The organism is Achromobacter spanius (assembly GCF_039673305.1).
GTDB classification, from domain to species: domain Bacteria; phylum Pseudomonadota; class Gammaproteobacteria; order Burkholderiales; family Burkholderiaceae_B; genus Achromobacter; species Achromobacter spanius_F.
The window spans coordinates 1-13,898 of sequence record NZ_JBDJLJ010000021.1 but is presented as its reverse complement, the minus strand read 5'-3'; the positions used below and the strand labels follow the sequence as shown (position 1 = coordinate 13,898).

The 13,898-nt window shown below is 68.6% G+C and carries 12 protein-coding genes; 4 read left to right on the top strand and 8 right to left on the bottom strand.

Annotated elements, in window-relative coordinates; all coding sequences use genetic code 11:
- Nucleotides 1-32: 32 nt before the first annotated feature.
- The 3 genes from acnB to ABE485_RS17540 all read right to left on the bottom strand — a co-directional run bounded on the left by acnB (nucleotide 33) and on the right by ABE485_RS17540 (nucleotide 4,485).
- Nucleotides 33-2,624 carry a bifunctional aconitate hydratase 2/2-methylisocitrate dehydratase gene (gene acnB / locus ABE485_RS17550; RefSeq protein WP_346516546.1) on the bottom strand — a complete coding sequence of 864 codons (2,592 nt, stop codon included), beginning with the start codon at nucleotides 2,622-2,624 and terminating at the stop codon, nucleotides 33-35.
- Nucleotides 2,625-2,822: 198 nt separating this feature from the next.
- Complete coding sequence (locus ABE485_RS17545; RefSeq protein WP_346516545.1) at nucleotides 2,823-3,620, bottom strand: FxLYD domain-containing protein; 798 nt, start codon at nucleotides 3,618-3,620, stop codon at nucleotides 2,823-2,825.
- A complete protein-coding gene (locus ABE485_RS17540) occupies nucleotides 3,610-4,485 on the bottom strand; it encodes an FxLYD domain-containing protein (RefSeq protein ID WP_346516544.1) in 876 nt (291 codons plus the stop codon). Before ABE485_RS17540 ends, ABE485_RS17545 begins: the two co-directional genes overlap by 11 nt.
- Before the next feature lie 314 nt (nucleotides 4,486-4,799).
- Here ABE485_RS17540 and ABE485_RS17535 point away from each other — a divergent pair, with 314 nt between their 5' ends.
- Nucleotides 4,800-5,564, top strand: coding sequence for a TSUP family transporter (locus tag ABE485_RS17535; protein WP_346516543.1), 765 nt, complete (start codon nucleotides 4,800-4,802; stop codon nucleotides 5,562-5,564).
- A gap of 62 nt (nucleotides 5,565-5,626) precedes the next feature.
- On the opposite strand, the gene ABE485_RS17530 is transcribed toward ABE485_RS17535, so the two are convergent.
- The 5 genes from ABE485_RS17530 to ABE485_RS17510 form a co-directional block, all read right to left on the bottom strand.
- Entirely contained in the window at nucleotides 5,627-6,067 is a 441-nt protein-coding gene (locus tag ABE485_RS17530) for a CBS domain-containing protein (protein ID WP_346516542.1), read from the bottom strand.
- A gap of 128 nt (nucleotides 6,068-6,195) precedes the next feature.
- Entirely contained in the window at nucleotides 6,196-7,101 is a 906-nt protein-coding gene (locus ABE485_RS17525; protein ID WP_346516541.1) for a LysR family transcriptional regulator, read from the bottom strand.
- A 67-nt stretch (nucleotides 7,102-7,168) separates the two neighbouring features.
- On the bottom strand, nucleotides 7,169-8,380 hold the full coding sequence (locus tag ABE485_RS17520) for a CaiB/BaiF CoA transferase family protein (RefSeq protein ID WP_346516540.1): 1,212 nt from the start codon (nucleotides 8,378-8,380) through the stop codon (nucleotides 7,169-7,171).
- Nucleotides 8,377-9,381: an acyl-CoA dehydrogenase family protein gene (locus ABE485_RS17515; protein ID WP_346516539.1), complete on the bottom strand. Its 1,005-nt coding sequence runs from the start codon at nucleotides 9,379-9,381 to the stop codon at nucleotides 8,377-8,379. The genes ABE485_RS17520 and ABE485_RS17515 overlap by 4 nt, the downstream gene beginning before the upstream one ends.
- Nucleotides 9,382-9,391: 10 nt before the next feature.
- Nucleotides 9,392-10,540, bottom strand: coding sequence for an acyl-CoA dehydrogenase family protein (locus ABE485_RS17510; RefSeq protein WP_346516538.1), 1,149 nt, complete (start codon nucleotides 10,538-10,540; stop codon nucleotides 9,392-9,394).
- Between the two features lie 276 nt (nucleotides 10,541-10,816).
- Here ABE485_RS17510 and ABE485_RS17505 point away from each other — a divergent pair, with 276 nt between their 5' ends.
- Genes ABE485_RS17505 through ABE485_RS17495 form a run of 3 tightly spaced genes read left to right on the top strand, consistent with a single transcriptional unit; the run spans nucleotide 10,817 to nucleotide 13,851 of the window.
- Nucleotides 10,817-11,785 carry a Bug family tripartite tricarboxylate transporter substrate binding protein gene (locus ABE485_RS17505; protein ID WP_346516537.1) on the top strand — a complete coding sequence of 323 codons (969 nt, stop codon included), beginning with the start codon at nucleotides 10,817-10,819 and terminating at the stop codon, nucleotides 11,783-11,785.
- 29 nt (nucleotides 11,786-11,814) lie between these two features.
- Nucleotides 11,815-12,615: a crotonase/enoyl-CoA hydratase family protein gene (locus tag ABE485_RS17500; protein WP_346516536.1), complete on the top strand. Its 801-nt coding sequence runs from the start codon at nucleotides 11,815-11,817 to the stop codon at nucleotides 12,613-12,615.
- 54 nt (nucleotides 12,616-12,669) lie between these two features.
- Nucleotides 12,670-13,851 (top strand): acetyl-CoA C-acyltransferase family protein, encoded by a 1,182-nt coding sequence (locus ABE485_RS17495; RefSeq protein WP_346516535.1) that lies wholly within the window; start codon nucleotides 12,670-12,672, stop codon nucleotides 13,849-13,851.
- The last annotated feature ends 47 nt before the right edge of the window (nucleotides 13,852-13,898 follow it).

Genomic DNA, 13,898 nt, shown 5'->3' with positions numbered 1-13,898 from the left:
TCAGGCTGTCAGGCCTGCAATGCGCGCGGCGATCAGACTTCGATCACGTCGGCGACATCCTTGTAGTCGGCGATCTTGTCGAAGTTCAGGTACTGGTAGATCTGGTCGCTGCTCTTGTTGATGACGCCCATGTCGGCCATGTACTCGTCCTTGGTCGGGATGCGGCCAAGCTTGGAGCAGATGGCGGCCAGTTCCGCCGAACCCAGGTACACGTTCGTGTTCTTGCCCAGGCGGTTCGGGAAGTTGCGGGTGCTGGTCGACATGACGGTGGCGCCTTCGCGCACCTGCGCCTGGTTGCCCATGCACAGCGAGCAGCCCGGCATTTCCGTGCGGGCGCCGGCGGTGCCGAACACGCCGTAGTGGCCTTCTTCGGTCAGTTGCGTGGCGTCCATCTTGGTCGGGGGAGCGACCCACAGCTTGACCGGGATGTCGCGCTTGCCTTCGAGCAGCTTGGAGGCTGCGCGGAAGTGGCCGATGTTGGTCATGCAGCTGCCGATGAACACTTCGTCGATCTTGGCGCCGGCGACTTCCGACAGCGTCTTGACGTCGTCCGGGTCGTTCGGGCAGGCCACGATGGGCTCGTGCACGTCGGCCAGGTCGATCTCGATGACGGCGGCGTATTCGGCGTCGGCGTCCGGCTCCAGCAGCTTGGGATCAGCCAGCCAGGCTTCCATGGCCTTGATGCGGCGGCCCAGCGTGCGCTCGTCTTCGTAGCCGTTGGCGATCATCCACTTCAGCATCACGATGTTGCTGTTGATGTATTCGATGATCGGTTCCTTGTTCAGGCGCACCGAGCAACCGGCGGCCGAACGTTCGGCGGAAGCGTCCGACAGTTCGAAGGCTTGTTCGACCTTCAGGTCGGGCAGGCCTTCGATTTCGAGGATGCGGCCGGAGAAGATGTTCTTCTTGCCTTGCTTGGCAACCGTCAGCAGGCCCTGCTTGATGGCGTACAGCGGAATGGCGTTGACCAGGTCGCGCAGGGTGACGCCGGGCTGCAGCTTGCCCTTGAAGCGGACCAGCACCGATTCCGGCATGTCCAGCGGCATGACGCCCGTGGCGGCGGCAAACGCCACCAGGCCCGAGCCGGCCGGGAACGAGATGCCGATGGGGAAGCGGGTGTGGGAGTCGCCGCCGGTGCCGACGGTGTCGGGCAGCAGCATGCGGTTCAGCCACGAGTGGATCACGCCGTCGCCCGGGCGCAGCGAAACGCCGCCGCGGGTGCTGATGAATTCAGGCAGCGTGTGGTGCGTCTTGACGTCCACGGGCTTGGGGTAGGCGGCGGTGTGGCAGAACGACTGCATCACCAGATCGGCCGAGAAGCCCAGGCAGGCCAGGTCCTTCAGTTCGTCGCGGGTCATCGGGCCGGTGGTGTCCTGGCTGCCGACCGAGGTCATCTTCGGTTCGCAGTAGGTGCCCGGGCGAATGCCGCGGCCTTCCGGCAGGCCGCAGGCGCGGCCGACCATCTTCTGGGCCAGCGAGAAACCCTTGCCGGTGTCGGCCGGGTCCTTGGGCAGGCGGAACAGGGTGGACGGCGCCAGGCCCAGCGCTTCACGCGCCTTGGAGGTCAGGCCGCGGCCGATGATCAGCGGAATGCGGCCGCCGGCGCGCACTTCGTCGAACAGGACGTCGGACTTGACTTCGAATTCGGCGATGACTTCGCCGTTCTTGATGGCGCGGCCTTCGTACGGACGCAGTTCGACGACGTCGCCCATTTCCATCTTGGAAACGTCGAGTTCGATCGGCAGGGCGCCGGCGTCTTCCATGGTGTTGTAGAAGATCGGGGCGATCTTGTTGCCCAGGCACACGCCGCCGAAACGCTTGTTCGGCACGAAGGGGATGTCTTCGCCCGTGAACCACAGCACCGAGTTGGTGGCCGACTTGCGCGAGGAGCCGGTGCCGACGACGTCACCCACGTAGGCGACGAGGTGGCCCTTGTCCTTCAGGGATTCGATGAACTTGACCGGGCCGCGCTTGCCGTCTTCTTCCGGTTCGAACGCGGCGCCGTCGCGCTTGTTCTTGAGCATCGCCAGGGCGTGCATCGGGATGTCGGGGCGGGTGGTGGCGTCGGGGGCGGGCGACAGGTCGTCGGTGTTGGTTTCGCCGGGCACCTTGAAGACCGTGATGGTCAGGCTTTCCGGCAGTTCCGGACGGCTGGTGAACCATTCGGCGTCGGCCCAGCTTTGCAGCACGGCCTTGGCGTTGGCGTTGCCCTTGTCGGCCTTTTCCTTCACGTCGTGGAAGGCGTCGAACATCAGCAGGGTCTTCTTGAGGGCATCGGCGGCGATGGTGCCGATTTCCGCGTCGTCCAGCAGTTCGACCAGCGGGCCAATGTTGTAGCCACCGAGCATCGTGCCCAGCAGTTGCGTCGCCTTGGCACGGCTGATCAGCGCACAAGCTTCCTTGCCCAGCGCCACGGCGGCCAGATACGAGGCCTTGACTTTGGCGGCGTCGTCCACGCCGGCGGGCACGCGGTGGGTCAGCAGTTCGACCAGGTTCTGCTCTTCTCCGGCGGGCGGGTTCTTCAGCAGTTCGATCAGTTCAGCGGTTTGTTTGGCCGTAAGGGGCAGCGGGGGAATCCCCAGAGCCGCGCGTTCGGCAACGTGTTGGCGGTAAGTATCCAGCATGTGAGGCCTGCTCAAAGTCGGGTTGGAAGAAGGGTTGTTGGCCGGAATTGTAGAAGCAAGTGGGGCCGGCAAGCAAATGTCTTATATCTTATATAAGACTTGAGCCTGCCGCTGTTGCTCGGCGGCGACGGACGGCGCCGCGCGGCCAAGCAAAAGGCGGCCCGCGCGGGGCCGCCTTGGGGGGACGCCGGACGGGCGTCAGAGGGCGCTGGCGTCGTAGACCACGCCCACGCGGGCGAAATTTCCGCCGTATTGCTTGACGCTCACCTCGAACGGGGCGCTGTCGCCGGGCGGCAGGCGCGGCAGGCGCAGTTCCTGGTAGCTGGCGCCGGACACCTGGCCCTGGGCGTCGTACAGGCTGACCCACACCCGCACCTTCTCGACCTCGGACGGGCTGTCGTTGCGCACCCGGCCATGCACGGTGACGTACTTGTAACGGAAGCGGTAGCTGAAGTTCAGGGTGCCGGTACCCACGGCTGCCTCGGTGTTTTCCACCGACACGTCCAGCTTGGGGCGCGGCCCCGGCAGGGCGGCGCGCTTGGCCGGCAGCCACTGGGTCTTGACCTCGCTGTAGCGGTCGACGCGGCCGGTCAGCGCAACCGGCACCCGTTCGCCTGGGTACAGGCTGGCGGGCAGGCTCCAGGACTGGCGCAGGTCCAGCCGGCGCGAACCGTCGAAGACCGTGATCTCGGCGCGGGGCGACAGGGCGACGTACTGGTCGCTGGTGTTGACCAGTTCCGCATACAGGACGGGGCGCTCGATCTCGTCGAGCAGCCGGCGCGGCGCGGACAGCTTGAGCGCCGAGGAGTCGAACAGGGCGAAATCCGGGTCCAGCAGCTCTTCCGTGGTGAGGCGCACGTGGTCGATGACCCGCACGTCGGCGGGGCTGACGTGCACGATGCGGCTGGCGGGCGGTTCGGCGGCAAAGGCCGCGGCGGCGAACAGGAACAGCGCAAGCCCGGTCAGGCGGCCGGCGGCGGTGGGGTCAGCTTTCACTTTGCACCATGTAGTCGTAAGAGGCGACCTCGCCGTCGCGCAGCATCTCGCAGCGCACGTCGAAGGACGTCAGCGCGCCCGCGGCCAGCGGGCTGGCCGTGGCGTAGCCGTTGCCAAAGCCGATCAGCTTGCCGTCCGCGCCATAGAGCATCACCGTGATCTGCGTGCTGCCGGCGGGGTTGGCGCCCTGGTTGCGGATCAGGCCGACCAGCCGGTGCGTGCCGTCGTTGCGGACCAGCTGCACCTTGCTGGCGGCCACGTCGTTGTTCTTGCCGCGAGCGGGGGACGGCGTGCCGACCTGCAGGTCATAGCGGGTGTACGCCTTGTCCGGCGCCGAGATCGTCATGGGGGTGTATTCGCCCGGCTGCAGCGAGCGCGCCGGGGCAGAGCCCGAGGTCGACGCCAGCGACAGTTCGCCCTGGAAGAACGAGGCCGTGACGCGGGGCACGTCGATTTTCCTGCCGGTCTCGTTGCGCACGATCAGGACGAGCTGGGTGCGGCCGCGCCACTTGATTTCCTGGACGTCTGTCAGCTTGACCAGCGCCGCGTCGATGGGCGGCTCCACGGGGCGGCTTGGCGCGGGCGACCGGGAGCCCGAGTTCGATACGACCAGGGGGATGATGACGGCGGCCAGGATCGCCAGCGAGATCGCCGCGATGGCGGACGTCTTGATCTGGGGGGGCTGCGGCTTCTGGATGTTGCGCAGGATCTTTTCGAGCCGCTGGGCGACGTTGTCCTCGACCAGCGTGACCGCGTGGCAGTGGCTGCATCGGTACTCGTTGGTGTCCAGCTTGGTGAACTGGGCGCTGCCGCAGGTGGAGCAGGTCAGGGTCACCGTGTTGATCGTGGTCTGTTTGGGGGTCATTCTCGCTGTGCACGCGTGCCGGCCCGTGGACGCGCCCCGGGATAGGGCGGCCGGGCAGGCGTGTAGGGGCTTGCCGGGCGGCAAGGATAGCGGCAGGCCGCCAGCCGGAGGGTGCATGAGCGCATCAGTTTGTGACCATATGTGTGGAAACAGCTGCGGAAGGGGACGGATGAGGGCGGATCGGCCGGTGATATCATCCCCGGCACAAAACCGTTAACCCGTTAATCCGTTAGCACGCCGTTTCCCGTCGATCCGCTCGCTGCGCATGACCGCAGCCAGGGCTGAGCCGAGGCTGGTCTGGCTCTTTCCTGCGCATGAGCATTTATCAACACCTGCTGTTCCTCGCCTGCGTGGCGCTCGCCACCTATGCCCAGACGATGACGGGCTTTGCGTTCGGCCTGGTGCTGCTGGGGCTGTCGGGCGTGTTCCAGCTGGCCTCGGTATCCGAGGTGGCCAACGTGGTCAGCGTCCTGTCGCTGGTGAACGCCGGCGTCACGCTGGCGCGCGCCAAGCCGCAGGTGAACTGGACGCTGCTGACGCCCGCCGCGATCAGCAGCCTGGCCGGCGTGGGGGTTGGAGTGGCCGCGCTGACGTGGATCAGCGGATCCATGGCGGTGCTGTTGCAGCTGCTCCTGGGCATCACCATCCTGGCCTGCGCCATCCTGCTGGTGGCGCGCAGCCAGCCGCTGGCGCAACTGTCCTCGCGCGCGTCTTGCGTATTCTTCGGCGGGGTGTCCGGCGTGCTGGGCGGCCTGTTCTCCAGTGCGGGGCCGCCCATGGTCTATCACCTGTACCGCCAGCCCCTGCCGCTGGCGACGATCCGCAACAGCCTCTTGATCCTGTTCTCGCTCAATGCGACCGTGCGGCTGGCGCTCGTGACCGGGCAGGGTGCCTTCATGGCGTCGTCGTTCTGGCTGAGCGTGCAAGCGCTGCCGATCGTGATCGGCGTGACCTGGATGGCGCGCCGCTACAGCACGGAGAATTCGATGAAGACCGTCAAGCGCATGGTGTTCGTGCTGCTGTTGGCGGCCGGCATGGGGCTGATCGTGCCGGCGTCGAGGCTGCTGGCGGCCGGCTAGGCGCGGCCGGCCAGGCGCGGCCGCCGCGCAGCCGCGGACCCTGTCACGGCCCGCGGACAGCGTCAGCCGCGTTCGCCGGTGATGTAGCGCTCGAGTTCGTGGATGATGAATTTCTGCTCGCTCATCACGTCCTTGACCAGGTCGCCGATGGAAAGCAGGCCGACGAGCTTGTCGTTGTCGATGACCGGCAGGTGGCGGAAATGCCGTTCGGTCATCATGGCCATACAGTGCTCGCGGGTGTCGGCGGGGCCCACGTAGTAGACCGAATCCGTCATGATCTCCCGGACCTTGGTCGTGCGCGACGAACGGTCCTGCAGGACGATCTTGCGCGCGTAGTCGCGTTCGGTGAGCATGCCCAGCACCACGTCGCCTTCCACCACCACCACGGCGCCGATGCTGCGTTCGGCCATCGTCTTGACCGCGTCGAACACCGACGAGTCCGGCGAAACCGTCACGACGGCGTGATTGGCCTTTTCCCTGAGAAGCTCAGCAACTGTCTTCACGATGTGCTCCCGAATCGCTGGTGAGGATCGAACGTCGGCCCCGCGCCGCACCGGGCGTCCCGAGGGTGCCGCGGCGTGACCATGCTCCATCCTAAGCCTGCCTGCGGCATTGCCGCAAGCGGGGAGGCCTATTTCGTGTTTTTGTCGCGAAAGGCCTGGATCGCCATTTCGCGCAGGTTGCGCGTGGCGCTGCGTTCGGTGGCGGGATTCCACGCCAGGGAAATGCCGATGGAGGCGCCGGCGGGAAAATCGGCCAGCGTCTTGTAGACCACGCTGGTGCCGGGATGGCGCCGGCCGCCGGCCGGCACCAGCGCCACGCCCAGTCCGCTTTCGACCAGGCTCAGCAGGGTCTGCACCTGCACGGCCTCCTGCGTGATGCGAGGCGTGAAGCCGCGCAACTGGCAGGCGTTGATCGCGGCCATGCGCAGGCCCGCGGCCTCGGTGGCCGTGTACATGATGAAGGGCTCCTGCGCCAGGTCGGCCAGCCGGATCCGGCCGCGCCGCGCCAGCGGATGCGACTTGGGCACCGCCAGCGCGAAGTCCTCGGTGGTCAGCGGCGCCAGCCGCACGTTCGATCCCATCGCGACCGGCACGCGCACGATGCCGACTTCAAGCGTGTCCTCTTCCAGTTCCTGCATGATGCGAATCGACGTGGCTTCGCGCAGCACCACCGTGACGCCCGGATAGCGCTGGCGGAACAGTGGCAGGATGCGCGGCAGCACGCCATGCGTGGCCGATCCCACGAAGCCGATGCGCACGGTGCCGCCTTCGCCCGCGGCTCCGGCGCGCGCGGCCAGGCGGAACTGCTCGGCATGGAACAGGGCGCGGCGCGCCTCGTCCAGCGCCGCCAGGCCGGCTTCCGTGAGCTTCACACCCTGGCGTCCGCGCACGAACAGCGGCACGCCCACGACCTCTTCCAGCTTGCGGATCGACACCGACAGCGGCGGCTGCGACATGTGCAGCTTTTCCGCGGCGCGGTGGAAATTCAGCGTTTCCGCAAGGACGAGGAACTGCTGCAGATGACGGAAATCCATGGCGACGATCCAGGCGGGAAGAGGCCGCATGATACGGCGCGCGGTGCCGGCATGGACAGCCATCGGGTCAGGCGATCGCGCCTTCGGCGCGAAGCCGGGCCAGCGCCGTGTCGTCCATGGACAGGATGCGCGACAGCACGGCGTTCGTGTGCTCGCCCAGGCGTGGCGGTGCAAAGGGTTCGCGCGGCGGCGTACCCAGCAGGCGCAATGGCGAGCCCAGCAGGCGCAGCGAACCGTGCCTGGCGTCCGGCGTATCGGCGAGCAGGCCGCGCGCCGCGATCTCGGGCGCATCCAGCGCCTGGTCCACGCTGCGCACCGCGCCGGCCGGAATGCCGGCGGCGCGCACGGCCTGCAGCCAGTGGGCTGTGTCCTGCGTGGCGAAGACCGCCTCCAGTTCGGGTATCAGGCGATCGCGGTTCAGCACGCGCGCGCGGCTGGTGGCGTAGGCGGGGTCGCCGCTCCATTCCGGGCGGCCGAGCAGCGCGCACAGGCGCGCGAACTGCGCGTCGTTGCCGACCGCCAGCGCGAACGAACCGTCGCGCGTGGCGAAGATCTGGTACGGCACCACGGTCGGGTGGGCGTTGCCCAGGCGGCCGGGCGCCTGGCCCGCCGCCAGATAACCGGCGCCGATGTTGGCCAGCACGCAGACCGCGCCGTCCAGCAGCGCCAGGTCGATGTGCTGGCCCTTGCCGCTGCGCGCGCGGGCAAGCAGGGCCGCCAGGATCGCCTGCACGCCGTTCATGCCGGTGACCAGGTCCGTGATGGCCACGCCCAGCTTCATCGGCGCGCCGCCGGGTTCACCGGTGATCGACATCAGCCCGCTTTCGGCCTGGATCACGAAGTCGTATCCGGCTTCGGCCGCGCGCGGGCCGCTGCGGCCGTAGCCGCTGATCGAGCAATAGACGAGGCCCGGGTTGATGGCCGCGAGATCCTCGTAGCCCAGGCCAAAGGCCTCGAGCGCGCCAAGCCGGTAGTTCTCGACCAGCACGTCGGCCTGCCGCGCCAGGTCGCGCACGATGCGCTGGCCTTCGGGATGCTTCAGGTTGACCGCCACCGATTCCTTGCTGCGGTTGGCGCACATGAAGTAAGTCGATTCGCCGTCGACGTCGGGCGGCGACCAGCCGCGCGTGTCGTCGCCCTGGCCGGGCGCTTCGATCTTCCAGATTTCCGCGCCCAGGTCGGCCAGCGTCTGCGTGCACCACGGCCCGGCCAGCACCCGGCTCAGGTCCAGCACCCTGATGCCGGACAGGGGCAGGTCATCGCGCGCAGTCGCGTTCATGCCGCTTCCTTGCCGTAGAGCGCCGTACGCAGGTAGGACAGCGCATCGGCGCCGCCCGCGATCGCGTCGCCGCCGATGCGCTCGTGCCAATGCGATTCGGAGCCGCCAGCCAGCCGCCAGTCGCGCAGCCGCCGTGTATAGAGCTGCAGTTCGAATTCCTCGGTGACGCCGATGGCGCCATGCACCGCGTGCGCGATGTCGGCCACGACCGGCGCGGCCTGGCTGGCGCGCGCCTTGCCCAGGGCCGCGAGCAGGGGGCGCGGCAGGCCGCCGTCGCCCTGGAAGGCCAGTTGCGCCGCCATGCGAACGGCCCACACGTGTTCGGCCATCACGCTGATCTGCTGCTGCACCGCCTGGAAGCGGCCGATGGGCTTGCCGAACTGCGCGCGCTGGTTGGCGTATTCCAGCGTCATCGCCAGCACCCGGTCCATCGCGCCGGCGATCAGCGCGGCGTAGGCGGTGGCAGCCAGTTCGTCCAGCGGCGCGGGGCCGTCGATGCGCTCGGCGTCCTCCAGCGCCCAGGACGCTTCCGCATCCAGGCTGCCGTGCACCCCGTTGGGCTGGATGCAGGCCGTCCGCATGGGCAGCAGCCAGGCCCGGCCGCCGATGCCGGCGAGCACGTGGTCGGCCGTGCGCGCCCAGGGCACGCTGACGCCCGCGATGCGCTTGCCGTCGATGGCCAGGCCCTGCGGCGCCAGTGCGATGGAACCGGCCGGCGGCTGCCGGCCCGCGCGGCTCAGCCAGGCGCGCGCCAGCAGCGTATGAGCGATGGGATAGGGGCAGAGATGGCTGCCGGCGGCCAGCACGACGGGCAGCGCGTCGGCCAGGGCCAGGCCGGCGCCGCCGTGTTCTTCCGGCACCAGCGCGTCCGCGAAGCCGGCTTCCTCGCAGGCCTGCCACGCGCTGTCGGGCGTCTGGCCCTGTTCGGCGCGGCGGACCACGTCGGGGGTGCAGGTCTGCGCAAAAAGGCGTTCGGCGGCGTCGCCAAAGAGGTTGTCCATGAAGTCGTCCTTATCGAAGGCCAAGGCCGCGCGCGATGATGCCGCGCAGGATTTCGCGGGTGCCGCCGCGCAGGGAAAACGTGGGAGCCACCTGTTCCAGGTACGCCAGCGTGCGCAGCAGCGGCAGGGGCGCAGGCTGGTCCGGGCGTCGGCCCAGGGCATCGCCGATCAGGCGCGGAATGGCCTGCTCGAGCTCGGTGCCCAGATCCTTCACGAGCGAGGCCTCGATGGCGGGGCTTTGCCCCGCCGCCAGCTTGCCCGCCACCGACAGGGACATGGCGCGCAGCACCGCCATTTGCGACAGGATGCTGCCCAGCGCGGCGCGGCTGGCGGCGTCGCCGCCGCAATCGCGGCAGTGCGCCAGCCAGCATTCCAGCAGCGCGATGCTGGAATACAGGCGTTCGGGGCCGCTGCGCTCAAAGGCCAGTTCCGCGTTCACCTGCGCCCAGCCCGCGCCTTCCTCGCCGATCAGCGCGTCGGCGGCCAGTTCCACGTTGTCGAAGAACACCTCGGAGAAATGCGCGTCGCCCGCCAGGTCTTCGATGGGCCGCACCGACACGCCGGGCAGCGACAGGTCCACGATGACCTGCGACAGGCCCTGGTGCCGGTCCTGCGACGTGCCCGACGTGCGCACCAGCGCAATCATGTAGTGGGAACGGTGCGCATTGGTGGTCCAGATCTTGCTGCCGTTCAGCCGCCACCCGCCCGCCGCGGGCTCGGCGCGCGTGCGGATGCTGGCCAGGTCCGAGCCGGAGCCGGGCTCGCTCATGCCGATGCAGAAGAAGGCCTGCGCGCGGCAGATGCGCGGCAGGTAGAAGTCCTTTTGGGCGGGCGTGCCGTATTTCAGGATCAGCGGCGCGCTCTGGCGGTCCGCGATCCAGTGCGCCGATACGGGCGCGCCGGCGCCCAGCAGTTCCTCGGACAGCACGAACCGCGCGAAGTGGCCGCGCGCCGCGCCGCCGTATTCGCGCGGCAGCGTCAGGCCCAGCCAGCCGCGCTCGGCGAGCTGGCGGCTGAAGCCCGCGTCGAATCCCATCCAGGAGCGGGCGCGCTCGTCGGGTTCCAGGCCATCCAGCGCGTCCGCCAGGAAGGCGCGCACCTCGGCGCGGAGGGCTTCGTCCTCGGGGGGGATGGCGGTCAGTTCAAGCGTATCGATCATTCGGCGCTCCGGTGCGGGCAACGGCGCCGCGACACAGGCGCCAAAGCCGACTATCCGGGAACGCGCTGAAAGCTGTCCAATATTATTTTTTGGATTTCCGATACGGATTCCGTATCGGGGCCTGTCGCCAAGGGCGGAGCCGTCCTGGGCGATACCGGTGCGATATCACGCGCGCAAAAATTAATATTAGACGGCGCCTGTCCCGACTGCCTACGCTTCATGCAGCGCCGCTCCACGCCTCGCGTGGACCGAGCGACAACAACAAAGGAGACAAGCATGAACAAGGTGATGCGCCTGGCGGCGCTGGCGGGCGTTGCGTGGCTGGCGTTGTCCGGGGCGGCGGCGCAGGCCGCGTACCCGGACAAGCCGATCCGGCTGATCGTGTCGTTTCCGCCGGGCAGCGGGACCGACAGCAATGCCCGCTACGTGGCGAAAAAGATGGAGGAAAGGCTGGGCGTGGCGGTGACGGTCGAAAACCGGCCGGGCGGCAACAGCTTCATCGCGGCGCAGGCCGTGGCCGCCGCGCAGCCCGATGGCTACACGCTGCTGCTGGCCAGCAATTCGCCCGTCGCGACCAACGCCGCGATGTTCAAGGACCTGCCGTATGACCCGGTCAAGGATTTCGCGCCCGTGGCCCGGCTGGGCTATGGCGCGATGGCGCTGGCGGTGAAGTCCGATGCGCCCTACAAGACGGTGGCCGACCTGGTCGACGCCGCGCGCAAGCGTCCCGGCGAACTCAACTACGGCAGCGGCAGCGCCTCGTACCAGATCGCGACCGAGCTGTTCCTGTCCATGGGCGGCATCAAGGCCAACCACGTGCCGTACCGCGGCGCGGCGCCCGCGCTCACCGACCTGGCCGGCGGACAGGTGGACTTCGTGTTCGCGGACTATGGCGCGGTGATTCCCTTCGTGCAGAGCGGGCGCATGCGGCTGCTGGCGGTGACCGGCGACAGCCGGCTAAAGAGTTCGCCCGATACGCCGACCTTGCAGGAGTCGGGGTTCGCGGGCTATTACATGGTGAATTGGACCGCCGCGTTCGCGCCCGCGCGCACGCCCGCGCCCATCATCGACGTGTTGTCGGACGCCTTGCTCGCCATCTACCGCACGCCCGACGCCGCCGAGTTCCTGGCGCGCACCAACTGGGAGGTGTTCCCAGTGGGGCCGAAGGAACTGGGCGAGTTCCAGCGCCAGGAAATCCGCAAGTGGGACGAGGCCGCCCAGCGCGCCGGCATCCCGAAACAATAGACCACCGCCATTCGAAACAGGAGCAGTCCATGGCAGAGCTTGTGCAGGTCGAACAAAGCGCCGACGGCGTCGTGACGTTGACCCTGAATGATCCGGCAACCCGCAATGCGCTCACGGGCAGCGCCATGGTGGACGAGCTGCTGGCCGAGTTCGCGCGCATCGAGCGCGACCCGTCCGCGCGCGTGCTCATCATCACCGCCGCGGGCAGCGTCTTCTCGTCGGGCGGGAACGTGAACGACATGCAGCGCCAGATCGGTCCGGAAGTGGGCAGCGCGGCGTTGCGCCAGGAGTACCGCCACGGCATCCAGCGGCTGCCGCTGGCGCTGCACGCGCTGGAAGTGCCGACTATCGCGGCGGTGAACGGGCCGGCCATCGGCGCGGGCTGCGACCTGGCGTGCATGTGCGACGTGCGCATCGCGGCGCAAGAGGCCGCGTTTGCCGAAAGCTTCGTCAAGCTGGGCATCGTGCCCGGCGACGGCGGCGCCTGGTTCCTGCCGCGCCTGATCGGGTCGGCGCGGGCGGCGGAGATGTCGTTCACCGGAGACGCGATCGACGCGACCACGGCCGTGGAATGGGGGCTGGTGTCGCGCGTGGTGCCGGCCGCCGAACTGCTGCCCACGGCCCGGGCGCTGGCGGGCCGCATGGCGGCCAATTCGCCCGAGGCGGTGCGCCTGACCAAGCGGCTCCTGCGCGAAAGCCAGCACGTGCGCCTGGATACGTTGCTGGAGCTGTCTGCGGCCTATCAGGCGCTGGCGCACAAGACGCCGGCGCATGCCGAGGCGGTCGGTCAGTTCATCGCGCGCCGCGCCGCGCGCAAGCCGCAAGGATGAGGCCGGGACGGCGGCCGGGCAGTATGATGGAAAGCACTACAAGGAGGAAACACCATGAATGAAGTCATCGTTGCTTCGGCCGTCCGCACCGCCATCGGAGATTTCGGCGGGGCGCTCAAGGACGTGCCGCCCTGCGACCTGGGCGCCACCGTCATCAAGGCCGCGCTCGAGCGCGCCGGCGTCTCGGGCAGCGAAGTCGGCCACGTCGCCGTCGGCCACGTCATCAACACCGAGCCGCGCGACATGTACCTGTCGCGCGTGGCCGCCATGAACGCCGGCATCGCCAAGGAAACGCCCGCCTTCAACGTCAACCGCCTGTGCGGTTCGGGCCTGCAGGCCATCGTGTCGGCGGCGCAGACCATCATGCTGGGCGACGCCGAGATCGCGGTGGGCGCCGGCGCCGAAAGCATGAGCCGCGCGCCCTACATTGCGCCGGCCCAGCGCTGGGGCGCCCGCATGGGAGACAGCGTCATGCTGGACATGATGACCGGCGCATTGTCCGATCCGTTCGGCAAGATGCACATGGGCGTCACCGCTGAAAACGTGGCGGCGAAATTCGGCATCAGCCGGCAGGACCAGGACGCCGTGGCCGCGGAATCGCACCGCCGCGCCGCCGCCGCCATCGATGCGGGCTATTTCCGCGACCAGATCGTTCCGGTGAAGATCAAGTCGCGCAAGGGCGAAATCGTGTTCGACACCGATGAACACGTGCGTCGCGACGTCACGGCCGACAGCCTGGCCACGCTCAAGGCGGTTTTCCAGAAGGAAAACGGCACCGTCACGGCGGGCAACGCGTCCGGCCTGAACGACGGCGCGGGCGCGCTGGTGCTGATGAACGCATCGGTCGCGGCCAAGCGCGGCATCAAGCCGCTGGCCCGCCTGGTGGCCTATGCGCATGCGGGCGTGGATCCGGAAATCATGGGCATCGGCCCCGTGCCCGCCACCCAGGCCGCGCTCAAGCGCGCCGGCCTGACCGTGGACCAGCTGGACGTGATCGAAGCCAACGAGGCGTTTGCCGCGCAGGCCTGCGCGGTGTCGCGCGAACTGAAGCTGGATCCGGCCAAGGTCAACCCCAACGGCAGCGGCATCGGCCTGGGCCACCCCATCGGCGCGACGGGCGCCATCATCGCCACCAAGGCGCTGCATGAACTGCAGCGCGTGAACGGCCGCTACGCGCTGGTCACCATGTGCATCGGCGGCGGCCAGGGCATCGCCGCGATCTTCGAACGCATCTGATCCGGCTGCAACGCCTTGCGCCCGCGCTGGCCCGGACATTCCGGGGC